This window comes from Erwinia sp. E602 (assembly GCF_018141005.1).
Classification (GTDB): domain Bacteria; phylum Pseudomonadota; class Gammaproteobacteria; order Enterobacterales; family Enterobacteriaceae; genus Erwinia.
Genome location: NZ_CP046582.1, coordinates 433,083 through 446,114, shown reverse-complemented (window position 1 = coordinate 446,114; position 13,032 = coordinate 433,083). Strand labels below are relative to the sequence as shown.

Genomic DNA, 13,032 nt, shown 5'->3' with positions numbered 1-13,032 from the left:
CTTAACAAGTCAGTCTTTCCTGATCACAGAGCACCGCAGCCCGTGCAGGATCAAGCCGGATCAGCCCGGCCAGCAGCTGTTCCATCTCCGGGGCGAGGCGTTTTTTATCGGCTTCGCTGCGCCCGGCTTTCAGGCGCAGGAGCCTGAGATGACGGGCGCGGACTTCAAACAGCAGCGCGGGTTCCCACTGCGTCATGGTGATGCCGTCGGCCTGCGTACCCAGTTCGCTTAACAGGCAGGTCGCCAGCGCGTTCCTGCCGTATTGCTCGGCCACGCGCGCCATCAGCAGGCGCAGCAGCCATTTCTGCCGTTCGGTGGTGATGCCCGGACGGTTTTGCAGCCAGTTCAGCGCCGCCTCTGCGCCGTCATTGTCGGCTACGGCCACGGCTTCGGGCTCCAGCGCCAGGATGTCATCCTGTCCGGATCCGGTCTGAGCGGCCTGGATCTCTTCGCCCCAGCCGCCGGCGGTGTCCGTTACGCTCTGCTGGATCCAGCGGATCGTCACTTCATCAGCGAACGGTGTGCCGTCACTGAATGCCAGGCTTTCCAGCCCGGAAAGGCGTGACAGCAGGCCTTTCAGGTCGGCCTCAATAATGTCTGCCAGTTTCTCTCTGCCCAGCTTCAGCAGGGCCTGGTGGACATACCACTGTAAATCCAGCCACAGATGGTTGGCCCCGCGCCCGAACAGGCTGTCGGCCTGCTCCAGCATTTCGCTCCAGCTTTGCTGCAGATAAAGCCGCTTAAGGAGGGCACGCTGATCGGGTTTCGGCGCGTCGATGCGGGTTTTTCCCTCCCCCGTCAGGGGGGGCAGCTGCTGCAGCGTGTCGTGGCGCACGCATTTCATCAGGTGGTGCGCCGACAGCCAGCCGTCCGGCTGTTCGCGCAGATACGCCGACAGCGTGCGCGCCTGGGCCAGTAAATCCTGGCCGGAGGTCACGCGGCTGATTTCAGGGGCATCGTTTTGTACCACCGGTGAGCTGTCGCTGACGTTCTGCGGCACCAGCGCATCCACGCCGCCGGCTTTTTGCAGCCGCGATTCGAGGGCGCCGTACAGACCACCGAGCTCCGGGCGGGTTTCATCCGGCTCCGGGGCGGTGAGCTGAGCGATCTGCAACAGTGCGCCTGCGGTGCGCAGCGCCTCTTCCCGCACCACTTCCGGGTACAGGGAGAGGCTGTCGGTGATGCGCGAACTCGCCAGCCACTCCAGCGCGGCTTTACGGCTGCGGTCGCGCTGCGGGTGCAGCTGCGCACCAAAGCGCTCCAGCAAACCGGCCAGCAGCTCCAGCCCGTCGGCCAGCCCGCGTTCGCCTTCCCGGTGCAGCTTCGCCCAGCAGTAACAGGTCGCCACGCGGATGTCTTTGGCGCTGCCGGTCAGCAGCTTTTCTGCCAGCCGGCAGATCAGTTCGGTATCCGCCCCGGACAGCTTGTTGACCTCTTCACGGATCTGCTGGAAGTCATCGTCGTAGCCCGGGTCTGAGCCCGCCGGAGAATCGCCCGGAATCGGCAGTAACCAGTTTTCCCACAGCGCGATACGCTGGCAGGCCTGCTGCCGTAACGTTTCGGGATCGGCCTGGCAGGCGCTAAGCAATACGGTCAGGGATGACATCAGTAATCCTCCTGCACACTGGCAGTTTTGGCATCATGGGTGTCCGTCAGCGAGCCCTGCGCCTGCGTGGCGTCCACGCTGAAAATGGCTTCCGGCAGACGGAAGTTGCGCAGCCTGAGCAGGACCAGCGGCCCCTCGCCCGCTTCGGTGCGCAGGGTGTAGTTAAGCGGGCGCCCGTCCTGCGCCTTCCAGCTCAGGCTGTAGCTGCTGCTTACGCCGGGATACGCGCTGACGGTGGCGGCGTCCAGCAGGCGGATCCAGCCCCAGGTGCCGGGAATATCGGCGAACTGCCGCGTCCCCGCCTGGGTGCTTACCCAGCTCAGGGTGGCGCCCGGCGCTTCGGTGTCCGCAGGCCAGTTCACCCGCCGCCACTGCGGCATCTGGTTCATATACACCAGCTTCTGGCTGTCGATGATCATGCTGGTCTGCATCACGCCTTCAGAGGTGCCCGGGCGCAGTTCAAAGCGCATCCCGGCGGTGCCCTGGGTGAAGGCGACGTCGGCGATGTGGCTGAGGGTATTCATCGCGGCGATAAATTTTGGGTTGAAGGTCAGCCCCTGCGCGTTGATGCCGTCCGGCACCCAGTGGCTGCCCTCGCGGTGCAGCACGCCGTTAAGACGGGTTTGCAGGAACTGCGCGATGCGCCCCGCGTCGGCGTCCAGGTATTTCGCCAGCAGCGGCAGCGACGCGTCGCTGCTGGCGCTGCTGAACGGATAGCGCCCGCCAAAGGCGCCGTTCCACTCAGCAACCACCGCCTGCCGCCACTGGGCGTTCAGGCTCTCTGCCGCCGGGGTCAGCACCTGCTGCCACGCCTGCTCCAGCGGGTTGACAAACACCGTGCGGCCAAAGCCGCTCCACTCCTGCCCCAGCCCGGCGGCCACCAGGCTGCCGTAGTCGCGGGTTTCGGTCAGATCCACCGCTTTGCCCTGGAACACCGTCTGCGCCAGCGTCCGGGTCATCGCCTGCGGGTCGGCGGCGTTGGTCACCTGCTGCAGGCGTAATCGCACCTGAGTGACGCGGGTCAGCCAGGACTGCAGGCTCTGGGCCTGCGCGCCGGCGCGGGTTTTGTCCATCAGCGCCAGCAGCGGACCAAAGGTCGCATCCAGCGGACCATGAACACCGGTACTCTGATCAATGGCATCCTTGTTGTCGCCGCCCAGCAGATTTTTCGCCGATTTCACCAGCGAGTCGGAAATCGCTTCGCCGGTCTGCCCGGTCCGGCCCTGGACGTTCAGCTGGTTCATCAGCGCCACCAGCGGCGACTGGCGGACGTCCGCCATCAGGGTCAGCTGGTCGATGGAGTCCGACAGCGTGCCGGCGTGGTTCCAGCGCAGGCTGTTGAGAAACGCCAGCCACGCCCCGGCAAAATCAGCGAAATAACGCTCCGTCAGCCGTTTTTTCAGCGCGTCAGGCGAGCCCGCCTGCTGCGGCTGCTGCCTGCCGTCGGTCAGCACCCAGTCAAGCTCGTTCCGGCGCGCTTTTACCACCTTTTCAATGGCCGGCTGAACGGCCTGCTCCCATGCCTGGCGGGTGAACATCCCCGGCACCACCTCTTCGGTGCTGAACAGCCGCGCGGCGTCGGTGTCCGCCACCATATCGCTCAGGCGCAGGTCGGCGTACTGGTGCGCCACCTGAGCAAGCATTTTCTGGTACAGCGTCGGCTCACTGTTGCGCATGCCCGTCAGGCGAACCAGCCGGGTGCGGGCCTGGCTCACCAGGCCTTCGTCGGCCGCCAGGCGCCACTGCGGGTGCGCCGCCAGCTGCCCCCCATAAAACGAGAGCAGCGGCGGGGCCACGCCCTGCCAGAGGGCGTCCTTCACGCCATCCCGCGTCGGCCAGTGGTGCAGCAGCGCAGAGCTGAACCAGGCGGCGTCCATATGTTCCGGGCGTGCCAGCATCAGGTAGAGTTTCAGCTGTTCCCGGGTGGTTTTTGCCCTCTGCTCGCGCAGCGGGCTGCCCGGCGGCAGGGCATTAAAGGCGGTGATTTGGCTCTGCAGATGGTTCGCTGCCGCATCACGCAGCAGCGGTAAGGCGCCGTCCTGATAACGTGGCCAGAGTGTCGCCAGCAGGGCGTTATTCTGACTCAGCCCGGCCCGCTCATACCACGGCACGCCATGCTCAGAGCGGTACTGCAGGCGGGCCAGCGTTTTCTGCAACGCCAGCAGGGCGTGCAGGCGCTGCTCCAGCGGCTGCGTCTGCCGGGCGGCGAGCGCGGCCTGCTCCTGCGCATCCTGGATCACAGTGCGGTTGCTGATAAAGGAGAGCAGCATCCAGCCTGCCCACAGCACCATCAGCGCCGCGGTGGTGGGGAGCAGGACGTTGCGCCACGGCACGCCCGGCTTGCGCGGCCGAAGCGCGGCGGGCAGCGAGCGCAACGAATCCGGCAGCACATCCCAGCGCTTATCCATGCCCCAGTGATGCGCCACGCTGCGTTCCGCATCCTCAGAAACCTGGCTGAACACCACGCCCGCCAGCGGCAGCGGTCGGTACGGGTTGAGCATCACCGACAGCGGGTCGGTCACGCTCTCCGGCTCGCGGATGAGCTGATCGGCAAGCGCCAGCAGGAAGTTGTGCTTCACCTCATTACAGCTCTGCAGCACACCCTGCGAGGTCAGTTCCGGCGTCAGGGTAGCGAGTTTTTCAGCCAGCCCCCCGGGGCGGCACCCTGCAGGCAGCAGACAGCCTGTCGCCTGTATAATGCGACCATCCGGCTTCCCGGCACGCGGGTGCAGTGACCAGACATACAGCGGGAGTTTCCAGCCCAGCGTATCCATGCGGCTGCTGATGGCATAAGACAGGGAATCTATGGTGCCTGCAGACGGCACCGGCAACGGCTGTTCCAGTCCTGGAGCCGACAGCTGGTCAAAAGCTGAGGTAACCCACACCAGGCCATCTACCGGACGGTGGCGAAGTTTGCGCAGTGCGGTCAGCCAGGCGCTGTCTGCTGGTGTGTTAAGGTCACCGCCCCACAGCAGTAACGTGCCGCGATCTTCCTGCCAGAGCTGCTCCGTCAGGCCTGGGGTTAGCTGCTCCACTTCAGAGGCGGTGCCGGTTACCAAGAGGATACGGGTTTTGCGACCCCAGCGTCGGCCATAGAGATTACGCATGGCTATACGGATGGTGTCGACGGTGACGTTGCGTGGTGGAGTCCTGGCAACTCTTGATTCATCAGAAGGCAAAGCATTGTTCTTCTGTTCCCGCCAGCGGTGGTACTTTTCCCGCATGAACCGGAACATAAACGGCGTACAGAAAGTAATAAGCATTACTATCCATACGGCAGCAAATACAAGTACCTGCTTCAGTCGGGTATCTAGGCCATGCGAGGGACCAAAATGAAGGATCAAGGCCACCATAACTGCTGAGATGAAGGCTATCATGCCGGCAAGCCCTCCTCTGCTCCATGAACTACCCAGCATCATTATTTCTACTCCCTGAGGTAACAGTACTGACAAAACGATCAGTACCTGAGGTAAACAGCCCTAAAACAGGTTTGTTGCTAACAGACACGATGTCGGACAGTAATGTGGCTAAAAGCCACGCACTCCCTGCCCCTGGAATCCCGTTATAATTTTCCAGTACATCAATCTCCTGCGGCTCCCACGGTGTCAGATGTGATTGAGATGCTGTCATTAACTCAGCAAACCCGTCATTCCAGTGCCCGTAGTCACAAAACACGCCTGTTGTCTGACAGGCGATCGTTTGAGTTTCGAGGAACAACTCCATATCAGCTTTGAAATTTTCCATGTCCAACGGCATCGGTCGCAATATGCGGGCAGAATGAGGAAGCTGATATTTTTCAGCAACATCATCGCTGGTAAGTATTATGGTCGCGAGTGCGTCGGAATAATGTTCAGCACCTTGCTGCTGCAATATCAGGATCAAATCGATATCGAAAACGGGATTTTTAAGGCGTTCTTCGATCCAGGAAAAAGAAAGGGTTCCACAAAATGAAACCGAACCTGTTAGCGCATGCCCAGGGTAAATTCTTCCCCATACTTCGTGGAACTGAGTTTCAAAGTCATACGAAATCATGTCGCTAACGATGGTGACATTGAACGGCACTGTAGCAGGTAACATCGCGATCGCGTTTTGTACACCGGCCAGACCCAGTTCCAACAGGGAGGTCGACGTCACCAATTGAGCATCAAAATGGCTGGTCAGTGAAAAAAATTGGGGTGCATCTCCGGCTTCATTTTTCGCAATGGCGTCAGAGGTCACTCCAGAAGGTAGCAGCATGCTGCTTCCAAGCACGGCCAGATAACGTCCTGCCCAGGATTCCCACTGCTGCTGCCCGTATTCAGCTTCCTTTTGCAAAAACTGATGTTCATTGACGGTTCTGCCCCACAGCCACCCTCGCAAACAAAACAGGAAAAACCAGCCAAGAACAGGGCTGGATGCCAGCCACCAGATATTGAATATTGCCAGCGCCTTAACCATGCCGGACGCATGGAGGATAAACAGCAAAATACCCACAATCGCAGCAATACCTCCGGCTAAAAGCCATCCCATAAATGATGGCTCTGGAGGTAGATCCATTGTTGTTGCTTTCGTCCTTTCCCAGCCCATTTATTATCCTACCGTGCTGTTCTGAGTACTTGAAATTACAGTACAACCACACTGACATTTGCAGCCATCAACAACCACTGCCCGACCATTAAAAGTGCGGTGCGGTGATCCTTCCACTATGGGATTCTTTCCATGCCCTTCTACCGGGCAACTGACCATATCGCCAACCAAAGCAGCTTTTTTCCCATCGACTGTAATCCTGGAAGAGGCGGAGATCACTTCACCGCCATGCGTTGTTTTATCACCGAGTAAAACGAAGCCTTTTGTCATGTTTAATCCTCGCACAATAAATAAGAATCAATTAACTTGCATTTTGTCGATCTTATCAAAATCCGGAAATACGGTTCCATCGGATGTAACCCTACCATCTGGATATATTATTCCAGGGTAAACACCTTTGATTTTCTTTTCTGGCTCAATACATCTAATTAATTTATTTTCATCTAATGAAGGTTCAAATAAAAAATTATCACCATCAGTAATCCTGTAACTTAAAAAAATTTCCTTCCCATACAAAGACAGGTCTTTCTATTTTTTATTAAGATTCCACTCCGTTATATAAGGATAATACTTTGGCGATAGTTTCAAATCCCCTTGCACTGATCTATATTGCCCGTTTCGCGAAGCATCATTATCAAAAACGAGCGACACCCTACCGCTGTTCCGGGTACGAGATCTTTGCCAAGATGTATCGCATCTATATACTCGATACCTAAATTGACCGCACTCAACGTCCATTTACACGAGCCTCCGCCAGTAATAGCAACTTTTGCTTTCCAGGTATCCCCGCTCTCTTGCTGCATAGGGATCCCAATAACGTTATAGCTAGGTTCCGTGATTACTGAACCATCAAATCCACTGATTCTTTTTTTCTTGCATTCATACGAGATGTATCTGACCTCAAGTGGGAAAGGTTTCGTATACTGAGATGGATTTTTTACTTCAATATTAACCCACTGAGTATTCACTGGTGGTGACAGTGCACGATCATCCGCATTGACACAACCAACAATAAATAAAATTAGCGCACTGAGGAATAACTTATTTATATCCTTACACATAAATTAATCCTTCAACCTGTTTACATCAGGGTGAGTTGTTCCATCGAACACTACTGAACCATCCGGGTAGATAATCTTGTAAAATGCTCCGACTTTATGCTCTTTTGGAGCAATCATCTTAACCAGTTTAGATTCATCAAGAGTTGGATTAAATTTCACCTGGATATTTTTGGCAGGAGAAGTCATCTTTATCCGCATAAAATCTTTCTCACCAAATAAATTCAACATATCGCTTGTACTGATGCGCTTATTAATTTGTATCAAGGGATAGTACGCAGGGGATAAAAAAATCTCAGAACTTTCAGACACCTTAAAAAGACCATTTCTTGTTGCATTGTCATCAAACACAATTGTTGCACCAACTGCGGTTCCCGGAACTAAACCCTTACCGAGGTGAGTAGCATTAACATATTCAATACCCAAATTGAACTCACTCAGTTTCCAGTTACACTTACCTCCGCCATCTTTTGCAATTTTTGCAATCCATATATCAGATGAGTTCTTCTCCTGAAGAGGTATTTTTATTGAATTGAGTCCTACTTTCTCATAATGCTGGCCGTCCCGCATACTCATCAATTCACGCTTGCACGTCGTTGATACATAGAGCACCTCAAGAGGAAAAGGTTTTGTATACGATGAAGGGTTTTTTATCTTTATATTAACCCATGCAGTATTCGATGGTGGTGATAATGTTCTGTCTGTTGCCTGAGCACATCCGTTTAGCAAAAATGCAATTTGGATCAAGATAAATAAATGTAATCTCTTATACATCTTCCATTACCTCTTATCCGTATGAGGCTATCTATAAAAGCATATACCCGACGTGCAAGACTAATAATTAACTAGCCTGACACGCCTGATAGATTAAATGCTTCTGTCAGTCCTATCACTCAGCCTGCATCTTATCGACCTTATCAAAACCCGGAAATACGGTTCCATCGGATGTAACACTACCATCTGGATATATTACCCTAGGGTAAACACCTTTGATTTTCTTTTCTGGCTCAATATATCTAATTAATTTATTTTCATCTAATGAAGGCTCAAATAAAACATTATTACCATCAGTGATCCTGTAACTTAAAAAACTTTCCTTCCCATACAAAGACAGGTCTTTCAATTTTTTATTAAGATTCCACTCCGTTATATAAGGATAATACTTTGGCGATAGTTTCAAATCCCCTTGCACTGATCTATATTGCCCGTTTCGCGAAGCATCATTATCAAAAGCAAGAGCCACACCTACCGCCGTACCAGGGACAAGATCTTTGCCAAGATGTATCGCATCTATATACTCGATACCTAAATTGACCGCACTCAACGTCCATTTACACGAGCCACCACCGGTCTTAGCAACTTTTGCTTTCCAGGTATCCCCGCTTTCTTGCTGCATAGGGATCCCAATAACGTTATAGCTGGGTTCTGTGATTACTGAACCATCAAATCCACTGATTCTTTTTTTCTTGCATTCATACGAGATGTATCTGACCTCAAGTGGGAAAGGTTTCGTATACTGGGACGGGTTCTTTACTTAAACATTGATCCATTTTGTGTCCGCCGGTGGGGATAACGTCGTGTTAGCAGCCCGACTAAGATTGCAACCGTTAGCAGAAAATAACATCAATAAAAGGAGCAAAACCCTGGATCTTTTATACATTCCCCATTATCTCCTCTTCATAATAAATCATCAATGACAATATATTAATGGCATGCAAGTGCAATAATTAATTAGCCGACACACCTAAGATGCAAAACTATCACATCATTATTATTCCTTAAGCTTCATCTTATCAACTTTATCAAAGTCAGGGAAAAGCGTTTTTTCAGGGGCAACACTTCCGTCAGGGTAAATAATTTTTGGGTATTTACCTTTTATTTTCTCCTCTAACCCGACAAACCTCGTTATTTTCCTCTCATCTATTTCAGGGGAAAATTTCACAGAGCTAATCTCACCAACACGCAATGATAGGAAGTCTTTCTTACCAAATAGAGATAAGCTATTCTCTCTCTCTCCCATTTTCTTCTCTCTTATATAAGGGTAATATCCTGGAGATAAATTCACATCTCCAGTGACAAAGGTAAACTGTCCATTACGAGAAGCATCATTATCAAAGGCGAGGGTCACACCCACCGCCGTACCAGGGACAAGATCTTTGCCAAGATGTATCGCGTCTATATATTCGATACCTAAATTGACCGCACTCAGTGTCCATTTACACGAGCCACCACCAACCATAGCAACTTTTGCTTTCCAGATATCCCCGCTCTCTTGCTGCATGGGGATCCCAATAACGTTATAGCTGGGTTCCGTGATAACGGAACCATCAAATCCACTGATTCTCCTTTTCATGCATTCATACGAGATGTATCTGGCCTCAAGCGGGAAAGGTTTCGTATACTGAGACGGATTTTTTACTTCAACATTGACCCATTTTGTATCTGGCGGTGGAGATAACGTCTTGTTAACAGTTCTACTTATGCTGCACCCTGACGATGAAAACAACATCAGGTAAAGCAGAATAATTTTTGATTGATTATACATTTTCCATCACCTCTTCTCCGTATTGAGCAAACCGCAAAAGTGTATCGTTGCCTGACGGCATAGATAACGTAGGGGAAAGCGATACGCCAAGCAGCCCTTCTATATTCAGAAAGATGTTATTTCTTACTAACTCTCTCTCCGGTATGCCATTTTTATTTTCTGCCATCTGCTCCCTGAATGAATCAACGTTATGCAGATGCTCAGTAAAGGAACGTTTTTTCCACTATCCCGACATTATCAATCAGCTCTAAAACTTTGTTATACATATAGGGAACATAGGATGTCATAAAGTGTTCCAAAATATTTAAATTAGCGCCTCTGTCCGGATTACTGCCTTTGGGGAAAAATCAAAGAGGCGGAATCCACTTTTCCGCCGTGAGAGGTTTTCTCACTAATAAAAACCAGACCTTTTGCCAAATTTCATTCTCGATATAAAAATAATTAATTAATTTTCATCTTGTCAACCTTATCAAAATCAGGAAAAAGTGTTTTTTCTGGTGCAACACTTCCATCCGGATAAATTATTTTGGAGTACACACCATCAGTTTTTTTTGATGGCTCTATATATCTAACAATTTTCATCTCATCAACTTCAGGGTAAAAATAAATACTGCCAAACTTAGATACTCTGTAAGAAAGGAAATTTTCTTTCCCTAACAGAGAAAGCGATTTTGTTTTCTCTGCTATTTTCCTCTCTCGAATATATGGGTAATATTTACGCGTAATATTCAAGTCACCTATAGAGGAGGTGAATTGGCCATTACGCGAAGCATCATTATCAAAAGCAAGCGTCACACCTATCGCCGTACCAGGTACAAGATCCTTGCCAAGGTGAGTAGCATCAATATATTCAATACCAAGCGTTACGGCGCTCAAAGCCCATTTACATGAACCGCCGCCAGTCATTGCTACTTTTGCTTCCCAGATATCACTACTCCCTTGCTGCATGGGGATCCCAATAACGTTATAGCTGGGTTCCGTGATAACTGAGCCATCAAATCCACTAATTCTTTTTTTCATGCATTCATACGAGATGTATCTGACCTCAATCGGAAACGGTTTCGTATACTGAGATGGATTTTTTACTTCAATATTGACCCATTTTGTATTCGCAGGCGGGTATAATGTTTTGTTGACAGTTCTACTTATGTTGCAACCCGCCACAGTAAACAATACCAAGGAAAGCAGAATAATTTTTGATTGGTTATACATTTTCCATTACCTCTTCTCCGTATTGAGCAAACCGCAAAAGTGTATCGTTGCCTGACGGCATAGATAACGTAGGGGAAAGCGATACGCCAAGCAGCCCTTCTATATTCAGAAAGATGTTATTTCTTACTAACTCTTTCTCCGGTATGCCATTTTTATTTTCTGCCATCTGCTCCCTGAATGAATCAACGTTATGCAGATGCTCAGTAAAGGTACGCTTTTCCACTATCCCGGCATTATCAATCAACTCTAACACCGTGTTATACATATAGGGCATATAGGATGTCATAAAATGTTCAAAAATATTTAAATTAGCGCCTCTGTCCGGATTACTGCCTTTGGGGAAAAAGTCCGTTAGATCTGCCTGCGTTAATGACGCTTTAAACTCTTTCTGCTTCTGACCAGCCAGCTGCATTTCCTGCTCCGCCAGCGCAGGAACCAGGTAAAGTTTGGCCTTAAGAGGAAGTGAATTCCTGATGGTAATACACCCTGCCGGAGTCGGCAGCTCTCTCTTGCACTCTTTCCATTCCCGACTCTGGGTGACGGTGAGAAAGGCTACCGTATTGCCGTGATGCCAGAAGCAGTCCCCCCAGGCAACCATCTGGTAAGCGAGAAGTTCACCCAGTGACCAGAAAAAGCCCAGAGTACCGCCCAGCCATCCCCAGAGTTTATATAACTCATTATCCAGGTTGGCTTCCGCGGGTACGGCTGGAATCGGATCATTATCATTAACATGACGGAAATGGGTAATCTCCGACAATTGCTTCACGGCATCGCGGGTAAAGGTTCGCGGCATTCCATAGGTGTAAAGTATAGGGTTATAGCCCTTCATTTTTGCTGCATGGATTAAGGCTAATGCGCCACCTAAACTATGCCCACAGATAAACAACTTAAGATTTGCCAGCAGATCTTTTAATGTTTCGACTTCCTCTTTGAATTTCTTTTCTATCCGACTATAACCACTCCAGAACCCTGTATGTACTTTTCCAGCAGGAAGTAACGTCGTGCATTCCGTTTTTTTTATATCGCATAGATCTGAATTTACCGGACTGAACGCAAGATCCGTCCCCACATCAAATAAACTGGCCGTCCCGCGCCAGGAAATTATCACCTCATTCGAGTTATAGACATAATAAAGCTGCGTATCACCGTCTGCCTTTGTTGCTGCAGTTTCATCCTCTGTCTGTGCTGTTCCATGTGGATTCTTTTCGTCTGCCTTAGGCGAAGTATCTCGTGAGGTATCCATAAACACCGGGGGATAATATCGCTTACTGTAGGGAATATCCTGTACTAACGTATTCCATGCAGCGCCGTCTTTATAAAGCTGAGGTAAGCGGGAAAGATCCTGACACTGGTTAACAAAAAAGCTCCTAATTGACACCGTATCCAGAGTGCTGTCATTTGCATAGGCAAGCGTCGCTGCCGCCCCAAGGTTAATTCCATTCGCAATGGAATAGTCCTTTTGATGATGCAGAACAAGCTCCCATGCTCTGAAAGGGCATATTTCAATCACGTGTCGTTTTTCCAGCTGATTGGTTCTTATTTTCACTCCTTTCATAACTTTATTCTGGGGGAAATGGAATGGCGGCCAGACCTCCCCATTTCTTAACTCAACTGAAGGAAGCGTCCGGCAAAGTTCACCAATCACGGCATAATGCCAGATATACCCTTTGTCTTCAGCTTCAGGACGCACAACAGAATCATTTTCCGTATCCCTGCTAACACGCAAGGCACGTTTTTCCATTTCCATAGTCAGTTGATTACCATCTAACGTCAGCCTCAATTCAAGTCCATGTGGCATATCAATGCGAATAATTCCATCCGCATCGCTTTGACCTGTATATGTAAAGTTATCGACTGGCCCGGAAACCGGATGAGAACTTTCGGCAGTCCATGGCATATTCGCCACTGGAACATTCTTCTCATCTACAAGTTGAAATTCAACCCAATAAGGTTTCTGCTTTCCCACCGTAGCTTTTGCCTCTGTATGCGTCACAGATGTCACTAATGAACTGCCTGACATAAACATCCCTCCTTATTAAGGTTTA

Annotated in this window: 12 protein-coding genes; all 12 read right to left on the bottom strand. The window is 50.7% G+C overall.

Annotated elements, in window-relative coordinates; all coding sequences use genetic code 11:
- Nucleotide 1: 1 nt before the first annotated feature.
- Nucleotides 2–1,606 (bottom strand): type VI secretion system protein TssA, encoded by a 1,605-nt coding sequence (gene tssA / locus GKQ23_RS03460; RefSeq protein ID WP_212409772.1) that lies wholly within the window; start codon nt 1,604–1,606, stop codon nt 2–4.
- Entirely contained in the window at nt 1,606–5,025 is a 3,420-nt protein-coding gene (locus tag GKQ23_RS03455) for an ImcF-related family protein (protein WP_212409771.1), read from the bottom strand. The genes tssA and GKQ23_RS03455 overlap by 1 nt, the downstream gene beginning before the upstream one ends.
- A complete protein-coding gene (locus GKQ23_RS03450; protein WP_212409770.1) occupies nt 5,012–6,172 on the bottom strand; it encodes a hypothetical protein in 1,161 nt (386 codons plus the stop codon). Before GKQ23_RS03450 ends, GKQ23_RS03455 begins: the two co-directional genes overlap by 14 nt.
- 3 nt (nt 6,173–6,175) lie before the next feature.
- Nucleotides 6,176–6,442, bottom strand: a complete 267-nt coding sequence (locus GKQ23_RS03445; RefSeq protein WP_101506813.1) for a PAAR domain-containing protein — start codon at nt 6,440–6,442, stop codon at nt 6,176–6,178.
- Between the two features lie 27 nt (nt 6,443–6,469).
- Nucleotides 6,470–6,688, bottom strand: coding sequence for a hypothetical protein (locus GKQ23_RS23820; protein WP_249168472.1), 219 nt, complete (start codon nt 6,686–6,688; stop codon nt 6,470–6,472).
- A 68-nt stretch (nt 6,689–6,756) separates the two neighbouring features.
- A complete protein-coding gene (locus tag GKQ23_RS23815) occupies nt 6,757–7,233 on the bottom strand; it encodes a hypothetical protein (protein ID WP_249168471.1) in 477 nt (158 codons plus the stop codon).
- Between the two features lie 3 nt (nt 7,234–7,236).
- Nucleotides 7,237–8,004: a hypothetical protein gene (locus GKQ23_RS03435; protein ID WP_212409769.1), complete on the bottom strand. Its 768-nt coding sequence runs from the start codon at nt 8,002–8,004 to the stop codon at nt 7,237–7,239.
- A 115-nt stretch (nt 8,005–8,119) separates the two neighbouring features.
- Entirely contained in the window at nt 8,120–8,626 is a 507-nt protein-coding gene (locus GKQ23_RS03430; protein WP_249168470.1) for a hypothetical protein, read from the bottom strand.
- 375 nt (nt 8,627–9,001) lie between these two features.
- A complete protein-coding gene (locus tag GKQ23_RS03425) occupies nt 9,002–9,775 on the bottom strand; it encodes a hypothetical protein (protein ID WP_212409768.1) in 774 nt (257 codons plus the stop codon).
- Entirely contained in the window at nt 9,768–9,941 is a 174-nt protein-coding gene (locus GKQ23_RS23810) for a hypothetical protein (protein WP_249168469.1), read from the bottom strand. The genes GKQ23_RS03425 and GKQ23_RS23810 overlap by 8 nt, the downstream gene beginning before the upstream one ends.
- 275 nt (nt 9,942–10,216) lie before the next feature.
- Nucleotides 10,217–10,795 carry a hypothetical protein gene (locus tag GKQ23_RS03415; RefSeq protein ID WP_249168468.1) on the bottom strand — a complete coding sequence of 193 codons (579 nt, stop codon included), beginning with the start codon at nt 10,793–10,795 and terminating at the stop codon, nt 10,217–10,219.
- A 184-nt stretch (nt 10,796–10,979) separates the two neighbouring features.
- On the bottom strand, nt 10,980–13,007 hold the full coding sequence (locus GKQ23_RS03410) for a lipase family protein (RefSeq protein WP_212409766.1): 2,028 nt from the start codon (nt 13,005–13,007) through the stop codon (nt 10,980–10,982).
- Between the last annotated feature and the right edge of the window lie 25 nt (nt 13,008–13,032).